Annotated in this window: 13 protein-coding genes; 10 read left to right on the top strand and 3 right to left on the bottom strand. The window is 49.1% G+C overall.

The annotated features are described in order from the left end of the window. The 5 genes from L0156_03255 to L0156_03235 all read left to right on the top strand — a co-directional run. Nucleotides 1-827, top strand: an 827-nt coding sequence (locus tag L0156_03255; GenBank protein MCI0602006.1) for an NAD(P)-dependent oxidoreductase, incomplete at its 5' end; no start/stop codon positions are given. Then, nucleotides 811-1,617 carry a glycosyltransferase family 2 protein gene (locus L0156_03250; GenBank protein MCI0602005.1) on the top strand — a complete coding sequence of 269 codons (807 nt, stop codon included), beginning with the start codon at nucleotides 811-813 and terminating at the stop codon, nucleotides 1,615-1,617. The genes L0156_03255 and L0156_03250, both read left to right, overlap by 17 nt. 81 nt (nucleotides 1,618-1,698) lie before the next feature. Next, the gene (locus L0156_03245; GenBank protein MCI0602004.1) at nucleotides 1,699-2,901 is read left to right on the top strand and encodes a class I SAM-dependent methyltransferase; all 1,203 of its coding nucleotides are present in this window, start codon (nucleotides 1,699-1,701) and stop codon (nucleotides 2,899-2,901) included. After that, a complete protein-coding gene (locus L0156_03240; protein MCI0602003.1) occupies nucleotides 2,902-3,600 on the top strand; it encodes a glucose-1-phosphate cytidylyltransferase in 699 nt (232 codons plus the stop codon). A 21-nt stretch (nucleotides 3,601-3,621) separates the two neighbouring features. Then, nucleotides 3,622-4,590 carry a GDP-mannose 4,6-dehydratase gene (locus L0156_03235; GenBank protein ID MCI0602002.1) on the top strand — a complete coding sequence of 323 codons (969 nt, stop codon included), beginning with the start codon at nucleotides 3,622-3,624 and terminating at the stop codon, nucleotides 4,588-4,590. Here L0156_03235 and L0156_03230 read toward each other — a convergent pair. Then, the gene (locus L0156_03230) at nucleotides 4,587-5,795 is read right to left on the bottom strand and encodes a hypothetical protein (GenBank protein ID MCI0602001.1); all 1,209 of its coding nucleotides are present in this window, start codon (nucleotides 5,793-5,795) and stop codon (nucleotides 4,587-4,589) included. The two genes, L0156_03235 and L0156_03230, sit on opposite strands and share 4 nt — an antisense overlap. Before the next feature lie 141 nt (nucleotides 5,796-5,936). Next, entirely contained in the window at nucleotides 5,937-7,325 is a 1,389-nt protein-coding gene (locus L0156_03225; GenBank protein MCI0602000.1) for a sigma 54-interacting transcriptional regulator, read from the bottom strand. A gap of 109 nt (nucleotides 7,326-7,434) precedes the next feature. On the opposite strand from L0156_03225, the gene L0156_03220 reads away from it, so the two are divergent. The 4 genes from L0156_03220 (at nucleotide 7,435) to L0156_03205 (ending at nucleotide 11,154) form a co-directional block, all read left to right on the top strand. Next, the gene (locus L0156_03220) at nucleotides 7,435-8,079 is read left to right on the top strand and encodes a M15 family metallopeptidase (protein MCI0601999.1); all 645 of its coding nucleotides are present in this window, start codon (nucleotides 7,435-7,437) and stop codon (nucleotides 8,077-8,079) included. After that, nucleotides 8,076-8,891 (top strand): hypothetical protein, encoded by an 816-nt coding sequence (locus L0156_03215; protein ID MCI0601998.1) that lies wholly within the window; start codon nucleotides 8,076-8,078, stop codon nucleotides 8,889-8,891. Before L0156_03220 ends, L0156_03215 begins: the two co-directional genes overlap by 4 nt. Nucleotides 8,892-9,049: 158 nt before the next feature. Further along, complete coding sequence (locus tag L0156_03210; protein MCI0601997.1) at nucleotides 9,050-10,312, top strand: glycosyltransferase; 1,263 nt, start codon at nucleotides 9,050-9,052, stop codon at nucleotides 10,310-10,312. Further along, nucleotides 10,309-11,154, top strand: coding sequence for a hypothetical protein (locus L0156_03205; protein MCI0601996.1), 846 nt, complete (start codon nucleotides 10,309-10,311; stop codon nucleotides 11,152-11,154). The genes L0156_03210 and L0156_03205 overlap by 4 nt, the downstream gene beginning before the upstream one ends. Here the strand turns inward: L0156_03205 and L0156_03200 are convergent. Further along, complete coding sequence (locus L0156_03200) at nucleotides 11,143-12,207, bottom strand: trifunctional transcriptional activator/DNA repair protein Ada/methylated-DNA--[protein]-cysteine S-methyltransferase (protein ID MCI0601995.1); 1,065 nt, start codon at nucleotides 12,205-12,207, stop codon at nucleotides 11,143-11,145. The genes L0156_03205 and L0156_03200 overlap by 12 nt on opposite strands. Before the next feature lie 144 nt (nucleotides 12,208-12,351). Here L0156_03200 and L0156_03195 point away from each other — a divergent pair, with 144 nt between their 5' ends. Then, nucleotides 12,352-14,640, top strand: coding sequence for a protein kinase (locus L0156_03195; protein MCI0601994.1), 2,289 nt, complete (start codon nucleotides 12,352-12,354; stop codon nucleotides 14,638-14,640). Nucleotides 14,641-14,725: the final 85 nt, after the last annotated feature.

The raw sequence follows: 14,725 nt of genomic DNA, 5'->3' as shown, positions 1-14,725 counted from the left end.
CTGCGACTTTTTCGGTCGCGAGAGATGCTTCCTCAAAAAAACTTACAGGTACTGCAGTGGATCTGGATCTGCTCGATTCAACCGGACTCCACAAACTTTTCTCTGAGATCAAACCCTCCGTGGTTTTCAATCTCGCGGGTTACGGTGTGGATCCAAATGAGCGTGACGAAAGGCTTGCTGAAGAGCTGAACGTAGAACTCCCGCGTAGGATTTGCGAATCGTTAGGCAACGCACTGTTGGTCCATGCTGGAACGGCACTGGAATACGGGACCGCAAGTGGCAATCTATTAGAGGAAACAGAACCGCAGCCAACCACATGGTACGGACAAACAAAACTAGCGGGAACCAAAACGATTCTTGAATCTCCTGTCCTGTCGATCGTCGCGCGATTATTCACCGTTTACGGCCCGGGAGAACATGCCGGACGCTTGCTCCCTTCATTGATAGAAGCAGCACAAAACAAAACGGCAATCGATCTAACGGCAGGAACGCAGAAGCGGGACTTTACTTATGTCGAAGATGTCGCCGAAGGATTCATTCGCTTAGCCGATCTGCGTCCGGAACGAAACACGCTGGTCAATCTGGCTACAGGCAAATTGCACTCCGTTAGAGAATTCATAGAAACTGCAGCACGAGTTTTGCATATTCCGCAAGAACATTTGCATTTCGGGAAATTGCCGGTGCGTGGAACCGAAATGGCGCATGAAGATGTGAGTACAGAACGCCTGCGGAAGCTGATACAATGGACTCCCTCCACATCGATTGAAGTTGGAATTCGAAAGACGATGAGTTTTCTGGAGTCGTTATCAAATGAGCAGTCCCCCTGATGTTTCGCTGGTGATGCCCTGTTACAACGAAGAGAAGGTGCTTCCACTCAGTGTTCCACCTATGGTGGAAGTATTTGGCAAGGAGGGTGTTTCGCTGGAGCTTGTCCTTGTGGACAACGGCTCGCGAGATCAAACCTCAGCTGTCATTGACGATTTCATAGCGCAGGGTCTGCCCGTTGTGAAAGCGGTTGTCCCGGTCAATCAAGGTTTTGGTTTTGGAATTCTGACAGGTTTTGCAAAATGCACAGGACAATATGTCGGTTATCTCTGCGCGGATGGACAGGTGAGAGCTGAAGATGTGCTTCGCATCTACCGGGCTGCCGTTGCGTCCTCTTCACCCGCAATGGCAAAAGTCCGCCGCAGGTTCCGCCAGGACAACTGGATACGCAAATTGATTTCTGTCTTCTACAACGGGGCGATGCTCCTTCTTTTTCCAGGAATCTCAACGCTGGATGTAAATGGCAATCCCAAAATTGTCTCCGCAGAAGTATTAAAGAGGATCGCGCCTTCTTCCCACGATTGGTTTCTGGATGCTGAATTCATGTTGAAGGCCCGGCATTTAAAGCTCAACGTGATCGAAATCAATGTTCCCGGTCAACTGCGCCAGGCCGGCAAATCCCACGTAAGAATGAGGACAGTCGTTGAATTCATGAGAAATATTCTGCGCGCGCGATTCGGGAAAGATTGGACGACCTGGGCGGCAAATATCTCCCCTTCATTTATTCAACCCCCACCTAGCCTCCCCCTTGATAAGGGGGAGGAACCTGTAACTGAAACAACTTCACGCTGAACATCAGTGAGCCACCGGAAAAGAAAAAGCTGTCGCGCTTGCGATGGAACACAATTCCATCTCGTTTTACCGATGGGAGAGATGCCGCTAGCAAATTCTTTCCTGAAAAGCCCGGAAGAGTTTGCCGCCGAACAATTTTATCCGCTCGATCTGTATTTCTGTGAAAACTGCTCGCTGGTTCAGCTGCTGGACGTCATCGATCCGGAAGTTCTGTTTCGAAACTATATTTATGTTACCGGCACGTCCGAAACAATGGCGGCTCACAACCGCAACTACGCAGAATCTGTGATCGAATCGGGCAAACTTGAACCGAAGGATCTGGTTGTTGAGATTGCAAGCAACGACGGAACACTCCTGAATTTCTTTCGATTGCAGGGTTTCCGGATTCTTGGAGTCGAACCCGCTGAAAATATAAGCAGGCTGGCTCGTGAAAACGGGATTCCAACGATCAATGACTTTTTTAATTCTTCCTGCGCAGAAAGAATTCTGAGCTCAAATGGACCGGCACGTGTGGTCCTCGCAAATAACGTGCTGGCGCATGTCGATGACACGGTGGGTTTTTTGAAAGGTTGCCGGACGTTACTTACAGAGAATGGCTTCGTTGTGCTCGAGGTTCCTTACCTGCGAGAATTGCTGCAAAATCTTGAATATGATACGGTCTACCACGAACACCTGTGCTATTTCAGTATTACCACTCTGATGCGTCTCTGTGAGCGAGTAAATCTGGGAATCTTCCGCATGGATTTTGTCCCCGTTCATGGGGGTTCCCTCCGGATGTTTGCGGCCCCCGGGATCGATCATTCTAATTCTGTAGTAATGCTGGCGGCGGATGAGGAGAAGCTCGATATGACAAGACGGCGCCGCTATGAGTCATTTGCGGACAAGGTTCAACAGCACCGGACAGAGCTTCGTAGTTTACTCGAACGGTTCAAGTCGGATGGAAGAAACGTCGTAGCTTACGGCGCGCCGGCGAAAGGAAATACATTGTTAAATTATTGCGACATAGGAACAGATCTCGTTTCGCATACTGTCGATAAGAGTCCGCTAAAAGTCGGACGGTACACGCCCGGCAAACATCTCCCTGTTCGTGCGGTCGGCTCCCTTCTGGAGGAACAACCGGATTATGTACTTTTGCTGGCATGGAACTTCGCAAACGAAATCATGCAACAGCAGCAGGAATACAGCAGACGCGGCGGCCGTTTCATACTTCCGCTTCCTCGGCCTGAGGTCATAAATGAGATTCCTCCCCCTTATCAAAGGGGAGGTAAGGTGGGGGCTGAATAAATGAAAGTGATTGTTCTGGCCGGCGGACGCGGCACTCGCATCTCAGAAGAGAGCAATACTCGCCCGAAACCCCTTGTGGAAGTCGGAGGTAAACCACTCCTATGGCATATTCTGAACATTTATTCTGCCCACGGCTTCAAAGAATTTCTCATCGCGTGCGGTTATAAAGGGGAAATGATCAAGGAATATTTCCATAACTTTCAATGGCAACGGGTTGATGTGATTGATACAGGACTGGATACGATGACCGGTGGAAGAATGTTGAAGCTGAGATCCTGGATTGAAAACGAAACCTTCCTGATGACCTATGGAGACGGAGTCGCGAATGTTGATATTCAGGCACTGGTGGCATTTCATCGATCCCATGGAAAGCTTGTTACGGTGACGGCCGTCCATCCACCCGCTCGTTTTGGAGAACTTCATCTGGATGGAAATCTTGTGCAAAAATTTTCCGAGAAACCGCAGACGCATGAGGGATGGATCAACGGAGGATTCTTCGTTCTGGAACCGGAAGTTCTTAGCTATATCGCAGGTGACGAAACAAGCTTCGAACGGGAACCGATGGAACACATCGCGCGCGACCAGCAAATGATGGCTTTTCGGCATGATGGTTTCTGGCAACCGGTCGATACTCTCCGTGAAAAAGAACTGCTCGATCATCTTTGGGAGAGCGGCAATGCTCCGTGGAAAATATGGTAATGAGCTGACTTGTAATTGCATATGAATTTTTGGGAACATCGAAATGTTTTTGTAACAGGCGCGACCGGTTTGCTCGGTTCCTGGCTTGTAGAAGAATTGTTGAACCGGAGCGCGAACGTAATTTGCTTGATGCGCGATTGGGTTCCCGTGAGCCGGCTACTGGAAGCGGACTTGATCGGCAAATGCACCGTTGTGCGCGGAGAACTGGAAGATCAGGACTTGGTTCTGAGAACCCTAAATGAATACGAAGTCGATTCGATCTTTCATCTGGGCGCGCAGACAATTGTTGGAACCGCGAACCGCTCTCCCATTTCCACCTTCGAATCCAACATTCGCGGCACGTGGAGCGTCCTGGAAGCATGCCGGCTCTGTTCGAATAAAGTAGAGCGCGTGATAGTCGCTTCCAGCGACAAAGCTTACGGTCCAAGCGAAACACTTCCGTACACCGAAGACTCGCCGTTGCAGGGCCGTTATCCGTACGATGTGAGTAAATCATGCGCGGATCTGATTGCTGTATCTTACTTTTTTACCTATCGCATACCGGTGGCGATTACGCGTTGCGGAAATCTTTATGGCGGAGGCGATCTAAACTTTAACAGACTTGTGCCCGGCACGATCCGTGCGGTTTTGAAAAATGAATCGCCGGTCATTCGAAGCGATGGAAAACTGATCCGCGATTACTTCTACGTGCGCGACGCCGTGGAAGCCTACTTGATGCTCGCGGAACGACTTTCAGGAGCAGAGCTCGCAGGCGAAGCATTCAATTTTGGAAACGAATCGCCCATGAGGGTTCTGGAATTAGTAAAGGAAATCCTTCAATTGATGGGAGCCACGCACCTTCAACCAACGATTCTGGATCAAGTCGTCCACGAAATTCCCGCCCAGTACCTCGATTGTGCCAAAGCCCGCAACATTTTGAACTGGAAACCGAAATTCTCGCTGCAGGACGGCCTGCTCGAAACCATCGAGTGGTATAAAAAGAAGAGTTAAGGGTTCAAGGACTTCCCAGCCTCTTTAAATTTTTCCACCAATTCCTTCATCGTTATGCGAGGAATGTTTGAATCGTCCGTTTTCTTACGCGCGGCGTGTTGGCGAGAGTCGAGGCAATGGAGACTCGTTTCACGCGGTAGAGCAGTCTTCGCGGAAACGCCAGATCCGATAAGTCCACCGCGGAAAGCCAGCTTGGACCACTGATTCCTCCCTTTCAATCTACTGTAACGTCCGTCTTGATTTGTATCCTCAAAAACACTGGAATTTAAAAAACCGTCGTTATTCCAATTGACATTCGATGTCGCGTTAAATGTCGTGAACTGATCGTAACTCGAACCGTTCCACGAAAACCAGGTTGTTCCATAAACTCCGGCGGAATCAGATGCTCCACTTCCGAGACCGTTAAATTCATTCAGACTATTTTCATTTAGAGTCGGCAATTTCTGGCGTGAATAGTCATAAATAAGATAACGTGTTCCATCCAAAGCGGTGTACGGGATACCATCCACCTGAAAGGAGTAATTCAATATACTCAAAAGATTTGGTTTGTAATTGCTGTGATTGTTACCGCCATGTTTTAAACCCAGATTGTGTCCGAGTTCATGCGCAAAAGTCCCGGCTTGTGTCCACTTATGTTGTTTTTTCTTGGGATAGTTGTACCAGTAATCTCCGCCAAGCGAAACAATAAAGTCGCTGGCTCCCGCGGTAAATTTTCCAGTATTTCGCGATATCCCGGAACTGCCGCTGGGTTGGCCGAATTCATCACCATAATCGCTAATAAAAAGCGCATAGTGGTGTGTATTCTGTCTTGATGAAGTGAAATAGAGACTCTTCACGACATCAAATTCATCCCAGTTGTAGTTTCCGTTCGCGTTCTTGTATCCAAGAGTGTCAAAATCGACGGCAATCGCATCATCAAAGTCCAGATGGATCCGAATTCCATATGTGCCGTCCGGATTGAGAACCGGCGCGCTGTCAAAGATTGCTTTAACGATCTTGTCAAATCCTTTGCGCGGCTTCAGGCTGCGACCATTCACCACGAACCAGTCGATCTCTACAAAAATATCTTTGTGAATAGGGCTCGAACCGAGCGTTGCTTCTACAGAATCATCCAGCCCGTCCGCATCAGAATCAACCGCAATTGCAAGAACAGGCGTGAAAAGCAAAAGCACAAGAAGTAAACAGCACTGTTTTGTGAAGTTCATGGTCCCCTCTCGTTTTAGATGATGTGTTTCATTCTAAGCCAAAACTGGATTCAACATCTATTTTAACCGCCAAGGCGCCAAGTCCGCCAAGAGATAATCATAGTTCTATCTTGGCGTTTTGGCGTCTTGGCGGTTCAATTATTATTCTTTGTTGATTCCGAGACGCTTCATCATTTTGCGCATACCAAAAGGCGTTACGTTCAGATAATTCGCTGCGCGCGTAATGTTGCCTTGATGGAGTTTCAATGCATGCTGGATGAGCTTGCGCGCGACTTCATCGACGGTTTCATGAAGATGAATCGAAGCTTTTTCAAGATCCGTTTGTATGACTCTCTCCATGTCCTCTTCAATGTTGCGGTCCCGAACTTTTTCAGGAAGCAAATGGAGATCCAGCACTTCCCCCGGATGAGCGAGCGCAACCATGGAGCTGAGAATATTTCGCAATTCACGAACATTGCCCGGATAAGGATAATCATGAAGCGCTGCGAAAAGAGGCTGGCTGATTCCTGGAATGTATTTCCCTTCCTTTTTGGAAAGGGACTGAAGAAGTCCCATGATGAGCAATTCCAGATCCCCTTTGCGGTCTCGCAACGCTGGAATCTGTATCTCAACCGTGGCAATCCGGTGATAGAGATCCTTGCGCAACTTTCCTTTGGAAATAAGCTCTTTGGGATCCAGATTCGTCGCCGCGATCAACCGGAAATCGGAAATGTGCGGTTGATGTTCTCCCACAGGATAAATTTCGTGATCCTCTATCCCCCTCAAAATTTTTGCCTGCAATCCTTCCGGCAAGGAACTCAGTTCATCCAGAAAAAGCGTACCTTGATGAGCGAGAACCATTTTCCCTTTTCTGCGGCTCACATTGGTTGCAACCTTTTCTCCGATTCCAAAAAGTTCCGCTTCAGCCAGGTCCACAGGGATGGCAGCACAATTGACTGCTACAAATGGGCCGTTCGAACGCTTTCCCGATTGATGCAGCGTCTGGGCGAACATTTCTTTGCCAACGCCGGTCTCACCAATCAACAGAACATTCACATCGCTCTCTGCAATCGCCTGCAGTTTCTGAAGAACGTTTTCCATTGCAGGGGACTTGCCCGGAATGAAACCTTCCGGGAACTTCAGTTGTTGAAAGGAGAAAATGTTTTCCTCTTCACCAACCGGCACATGTCCCACGCGATCCGTCTCCGGATCGCGCCGCAGCGATTGAGTTTCGGAGAACTCCAGGGGCTGGACCTCCTGCTGGGCGGATTTCACAGTCAGTTGAATGATGCCCGCCTGAATTACATCGCCTGTTTTGATTGCTGCTTCGGTGATCTGTTTTCCGTTGAGCATCGTTCCGTTTTTGCTTCCCAGATCGCGCAGCATCCACCGGGAAGCCTCCTTCTTGATCGAAAAATGATGACGTGAAACGCCTTTGTATGGCAGGTAGATCGTGTTATCAGGCAACGATCCGCCACGAATTTCCTGAAAATCTTCGCGTAGTGGGAACAAAATGCTTCTGCCGAAGCAATCAGCGATTAAAGTGAGCATATGAAGGTCAAGTTTACTACGGACAGGCTGGAAGCCTGCGGCCCATAATGCAGGTAAGTGCCTGCGCTCCATATGCCTGCGTTTTTTGTAGTGCTAAACTGAAAGGGCCATGCGATTACGTGCATCTCTGGTACTCATTGCGATCTTGTTCACCATACAATGCGCGCGTCCGCCAAAGGAACAGGGCGTTTTTCTACGACCTGATCTGGTGGAGCTGATCGAGCTCGATCCAACATTGCGACTCAATATTCGCTATGCCACCTCCAACAACTTCCTGGGACGACCCGTATACAAACAGGCGCGTGCCTTTCTTCAGCGTCCGGCAGCAGAAGCTCTGACACGCGCTCACCAAAAGCTGAAATCACAGGGTTATGGTTTGCTGATTTTTGACGGTTACCGTCCGTGGTCCGTTACAAAAAAGTTCTGGGATGCCACTCCTTTGGACAAGAAAGAGTTCGTTGCGGACCCACAAAAAGGCTCGCGTCACAACCGCGGCTGCGCCGTGGACCTGACATTGTTCGATCTCAAAACAGGCAAAGAAGTCGAAATGCCGGGTCGCTACGACGAAATGACGGAAAGATCGCACATTAACTATTCAGGAGGTTCAGAAGAATCGAGGCGCTTACGGGATATCCTTCGCGCTGCGATGGAATCGGAAGGTTTTGTCGTGTACGAGCCGGAATGGTGGCATTACGATTATCAGGACTGGCAAAGGTATCCCATACTGAATAAACGGTTTTCAAAAATCGATTGACTGCACTCTGCATCGTTCTTCTTACTCTGCTTGGCGGTGTCGCCTTGTATTTCTCTTACTGCATTCTTAAGCAACAAGAATATCTCGAAACAATCTGTGAAGGACAGACAGGCAAATTCCTGCAAACAACGAATCTCTGGAAGCAGATTCGTAATTCGCGCGGTTCTTATCAGTTTTCCGGTCTTAGTTCACAGCGGAAAGTGATCCTGGAATACTTCTACCGGTGGAGAAAGACATGGGACGTTCAAACCGATGCTGCGCCGGATGAACGTTTGGAAATTCGTTTCCCAGTCATTCAAAAATTCTGGCTCCGGATGATTCTGGATCCGGACCATGAAATGCAAAAAGAAGCTGTCCTTCTCGATATTCCAGAGCTGGATTCCCTTTACATTGTTCATAGCAATCAACCAGAGGCTGCGCGGGAGTTTATATCGAGTCAAGCTGCGCTTGTAGACCTGCGGCGTCTGCCCTATCCCTTTGACCGGCTGGAAATCCATCAAGGCTGCGCGGAGGTCGAGTTCTTTTTCCCTGCACGGCGAAAATTCGACCGCATACACCTGGAAATAGCCGTAGAAGCGCTCGCGCGACTCTTCAGTGAGTATGAAGCGCACAGCAAACTGGTGATTGTAGCAACGTCTTCTCCTGACACACGCTGTCCCTACTGCCGTGAGTTGTTCGCAGAATCCGGTTCGCAAATCAGGAAGTGCGTTGAATGCGGCGCGGATGTGCATGAAAGCTGCTGGAAAGAGAACAGGCAATGCACAACCTGGGGATGCCAATCGACTGTTGCTGCAGAACTGGAACAAAGATAGATGCAAAAAGAACCAAAGCTCAATATCGAAATTCCAAATAATACTCAAAAGACAATTTTCAATTCTCAAACTGTTCCCGGGCGACGTTTGAGAATTTGTTTTTGTGATTTGAAATTTATTTGTTATTTCGGATTTGTGATTTGGTAATTCTGTAAGGCATGAGAATCACAATTTTTTGCGTTGGATCGCGAGGCGATGTGCAGCCCTATGTTGCACTGGGATCCGGATTGCTGAAGGCGGGACATCAAGTCACCATTGGCACTCATTCAACTTTTCAAGAAATGGTGGAGACAGAAGGGTTGCGATTTTCACCGGTGGAAGGGAATCCCAGAGAGATTTTGCAAACAGAAGAAGGAAGAAAATGGATCGAAGCGGACAGCAACCCGTTCAGTTTCTTTGCCGGTTTGATCCGCTTGTCTCTGTCACTTTTTGATTTGCTTGCGCGAGATGCATGGGAAGCCTGCAAGAATGCGGAAGCAATCATCTATTCCCCTTTAGGGCTTTGCACTCATTCCATCGCAGAAAAGCTGAAGATACCCAGTTGTATGGCGCCGCTACAACCGGTTTCACCAACAACTTCCTTTGCTTCCCCCATGTTTCCACCGGTATCATTCGGAAAGTTTTACAATGCACTCACGCATAAAGCAGCATCGCAGCTCATGTGGCAGCCATTTCGAAAAGCGTTCAATCGATGGCGAAGAGAAACGCTCGATCTTCCTCCTTATCCTTTTTGGGGACCGCTTACCGAAATGGGAAAACGAAATGAACCGCTTCTAAATGGTTTTAGTCCGTCAGTCCTTCCACGCCCCTCAGATTGGAGAAGTGAATCCTACGTTACGGGGTACTGGTTTTTAGATCACGGAAACTCATGGGATCCGCCGCAAGATCTTTTGCGATTCCTTTCCGATGGGAAACCGCCGGTTTATATCGGATTTGGAAGCATGAGTGAGCGGGATCCGAAAGGGCTGTCGCAATTGCTCGTTCGTGCTTTGCAGCTATCACAACAACGGGGAATTTTGCTTTCCGGATGGGCGGATCTACCGAAAGAAGATCTGCCTGAAAACGTTTTTGTGATTGATTCTTTGCCCCACGATTGGCTCTTTCCCAGGATGGCTGCGGTTGTGCATCATGGCGGCGCTGGAACGACGGCCGCTGTGTTCCGCGCTGGAGTTCCAAACATCGTCGTTCCCTTCTTTGGTGATCAACATTTCTGGGGAGCTCAGGTGTTTAAGCTGGGCGCCGGTCCAAAACGGATTTCAAGAAAAAAGCTCACCGCAGAATCGCTCGCTCAGGCAATTACACAAGCCGTATCGGATGTAAATCTCCGAAAACAGGCTGAAATCCTTGGTGAAACAATTCGCCTGGAAAATGGTGTGCAGCGCGCCGTTGAAATCCTCGAAACAAAAATTCTCAAATCATGATCCGGAAATTTTGCCTAACGCTGATCGTCGCGTGTTGTTCGCTTTCAGTGTTTGCCGCTGAGATCACGCAAAAAGTCGATCGAATTCTTACGAGGGCAAACATTCATGAGTCGCTGGTAACTGTTAAAGCTCTTACGAAGCTGGGAAAACCGGCTGTGCCATATCTGATAGAAAGGCTGGATACTTACGGGCATCCTTCAATCATCGCTGAGGCTCTTGGAAAAATCGGAGATGAAAATGCGGCACTGGCTCTTGTTGTTTTCTTAAAAAAGCACAACCTCACGGAAAAGAAAGATATTCTCGTGATCAAGACAATTTTCAGAGCGCTCGCCAATCTAAAGGATCCGCGCACGGAAGCCGCGATTCATGAAATTCTCATGAATGAGAAAAACCTTACAGAAGTTCGATTGTATGCAGCGACAACTCTTGTAAAGATCGGATCGGAACCGGCCAGAGGGGAAGCGAGCGAATTCATCATGAGGTCACCTTTATTGACTTCCGGCAGGATTTCTCCGATAGACATGGACATCGCGTATTTCGAGCTCGGCACGAAAGAAGCGATGGACAGATTGTTTCAAGCCTTCCAGGGTGGTCTCGGATACGAACAATTATTCATTGTCGATCTTCTTGCAGAACGGACCACACAGGAGGTGAACGAAATGTTATTGAGGGTTGCGGAAGACAAAGAACATTTTCCGGAAGTTCGTTTGCGAGCTGTCGAAACCCTCGCAACACGCAAAGATGTATCGAAAGAGCGACTATTGAATGTCCTGTACTCTTTGCAAGACGACGTGCCTGTTCAACACCTTATAAAAAAAGTGTCGCGCGGTTCAAAAAAGTAAGTCGTGCGATCCCGCACTCTTTCTTTCCAGGTCCAGCAGATACTGTTTGCGCCACAATCCCCCACCGTATCCCCCGAGTTTGCCATCCTTATTCACGACACGATGGCAGGGGATCACGATAGCGATGCGGTTCTTTCCATTTGCGGTTCCTACTGCCCGTACGGCCGCAGGATCACCAATCGTGCGCGCAAGATTAAAATAGGACCAGGTTTCTCCGTAAGGAATTGTTTTCAAAGCCTGCCAGACTTTTTCTTCAAAAGGTGTTCCGGGCGCATACAAAGGAACGTCGAACTTTTTTCGCTCCCCTTTGAAATATTCTGACAATTCATTTTTGAGCTGTTCCGTATATGGATTCTTACCGGGAGCAACTGCACACTGAAATCTTTTGCGAAGCGTATCAAATTGTTTTTCCAGCATTCTTCGATCGGTGAATTCCAGTAAACAGACGCCTTTTTCGGAAGCGGCTAAAACGAGTGGCCCTAACGGGCTATCCACCCAATCAACGGAAATCAGTTCATCTGATCTGCTTTGTCCAGGGGCTTTGCCAAACAGTTTTCCAAATGCTTCACGAAATCCGCTGTGCGATTCATAACCGCTGTCAAAGGGGACCTCATCCAGAGTGGCCCCTTCCCGAATCAATTGAAATGCGCTTCCCAAGCGTCGCGCCCTGCAATATGCCTGAAAAGTCATCCCGAACCGTTTCAAGAAATAGCGCCTGGCCGTTTCCGGCTCAATCCCCATGCTTTGGAGATCCGAATCCTTAATGCGCTGTTCGGGCGAACCATCGACTTTCGTCAACAACTCGCGAACCCAGTCCGGATGCGCGCCGCCGGCCTCCAACGGTTGACAGCGCAAACAGGGACGGTAACCCGCAAACAACGCTTCCCGGGCGTTCGAGAAATAAGAAAGATTCTCCGGCAATGGCTTTCGTGCTGAGCAGGAAGGCTTGCAAAAAATACCCGTTGTGCGTACTCCGGTGAAGAAAATACCGTCATACGTTGCATCCTTATTCAGGAATGCTGTTTCCATTTCTTTTACAGTGATTGTGTTCATGCCGTCATCATAAAATGTGTGCAAAATCCGCGCTACCGATTTTCCAACATATAATTCTAACCGCCAAGACGCCAGGGCGCCAAGATAAAAATACCTCTATTCTTGACTTGGCGTTCTTGGCGCCTTGGCGGTTAAAATAATCTGATGTTGCCTGCTGGAAAGTGTCTGACCGGTCGCTACGAAATTCTCGGCCTTCTTGGCTCGGGGGGAATGGGGGTTGTTTACCGTGCCCGTGATCTACGACTCGACCGGGATGTAGCCGTCAAAATCCTGCCCCAGCATCTCGCGGAGAATGCAAAGGCTCTTGCTCGTTTTGAACGGGAGGCAAAAGCCCTTGCCTCCTTATCGCATGCAAACATTCTTGCGATTCATGATTTTCAAACCGAGGAAGGTTTCTCCTATGCGGTGATGGAACTACTGGAAGGAGAAACGCTGCATCACCGGCTTTCCACCGAACCTTTAGCGTGGACGCGAGCCTTGCAGATGGGTGCTGCTATCGCCGATGGTTTAACTGCGGCTCATTCACGCGGAGTCGTGCACCGCGATTTGAAACCGGAAAACGTTTTCCTGACCAGCGATGGCGGCATTAAGATTCTGGATTTTGGCCTGGCAGAAATCTCACCTCCGGCACAAATGACAGAACAAAGTTCGGCGCCAACCGAAGCCACGACGGATCCAGGAACGATCGTAGGAACGATGCATTATATGTCCCCGGAACAGCTCCGCGGATTGGATGTGGACGCCAGAGCGGACATATTTGCGCTGGGTTGCATCCTGTATGAAATGCTGACCGGGAAACGTCCGTTCAGTCGCAGCACACAAATAGAAACTGCCGCCTCAATTCTCAAAGAAGATCCACCTGATTTTCTATTTCAGGATCACAATACGCCGGTAGAGACGAGCCAGATTATTTTGCATTGCCTGGAAAAAGATCCGAAGAATCGTTTCCAAACAGCGCGCGATTTATCCTTTGCCTTGCGCGCGCTGATGAGCCAATCGGGCACTGTCCGCATGGGCATTGCAAAACAAAAAAAGCGGCGCTCCGCGCGCAGAGCAATCCAATCCATCGCGGTGTTGCCTCTGGATCACACCGGCGAAAGTTCCAGCACCGAATATTTGAGCGACGGTATCACAGAAAGTCTCATTAACAGTCTTTCCCAGCTCCCTAAACTTCGCGTGATGGCCCGAAGCACCGTCTTTCGCTACAAAGGCCAACGGATTGATCCCGTGAAGATCGGTCAGGAGCTGGATGTTGCCGCAGTTCTCACGGGCAGAATCGTTCAGCGCGGAGAAGTGCTGAGCATCCAGGCTGAGCTCGTGGATGTCAGTGATGGCTCGCAATTATGGGGAGAACAGTACACGCAAAAGTACTCCGATATTCTCGCGCTGCAGGAGGAAATCTCGCGGGAGATTTCCGGCAAATTGCGGTTGCGAATTACGGGAGAAGCAAAGGATCGTCTATCGAAACGCTACACGGAAAGCACGGAAGCTTACGAACGCTATGTGAAAGGACGGTATTACTGGAGTAGAAGAACGGGAGAAGGACTTAAGAAAGCGATCGAATATTTTCATCAGGCGATCGAAAAGGACCCTTCCTATGCTCTCGCGTATGCAGGAATTGCCGATTCCTATAATCTGCTAAGCGCGTATGGCGCGCTTTCTCCGAAAGAATCTGTTCCGTTTGCCAAACAAGCAGCGATGCGGGCGCTCGAACTCGATTCGGATGTTGCGGAAGGACACGAGGCACTGGCTCATGTGAAGATGCTCTACGACTGGGATTGGGCTGGCGCGGAATCGGAATTCAAAAAAGCGATTGAGCTGAATCCAAATTACGCGCTCGCTCACCAACGATACGCAATTCAGCTGGCAACTCTGGGACGCATCAAGGAGGCTACAGGAGAAATCAAACGGGCGCAGCAAATCGATCCACTCTCCTTGATTATCAATACGGATGCTGCCCTGATTCTTTATCTGCAGGGCCTTTATACGGAAGCGATGGATCAATGCTACAAGACACTGGAGCTGGACCCGAATTTTTCCGTCGCGCATTTTCAGCTGGGACTGATTTTTGAACAGCTCAAAAGATTCGACGAAGCAATTGAAGCCTTCGGTCGCGGAGTTACTCTATCCGCTGACCGGTCTTTTTTGACGGCGCCCGCATACACCTATGCTGTTTGGGGAAAAGAGGAGCAAGCCCGAAAAATGTTGAATGCTGTTCTGCAATTATCCGAACACCGCTACGTTTCGCCCTACAGGATCGCGATCGTCCATAGCGGTTTGAATGAAACGGAAAAAGCATTCGAATGGCTGATGAAGGCTTACCACGAGCGTTCCGTGTGGCTCATTCATCTGCATCTAAGGGTGGATCCACGTCTGAAAAATTTGCACTCCGATCCGCGTTTCCAGGAAATCCTGCGGCTGATGAATTTTTAGTTTTAACCGCCAAAGCGCCAAGAACGCCAAGAAATATAAAATCGTTTTTTACCGAACTTGGCGTCTTGGCGCCTTGGCGGTTTTT

This window comes from bacterium (assembly GCA_022616075.1).
GTDB lineage: Bacteria > Acidobacteriota > HRBIN11 > JAKEFK01 > JAKEFK01 > JAKEFK01.
This window is presented reverse-complemented; position numbering and strand designations above follow the sequence as displayed.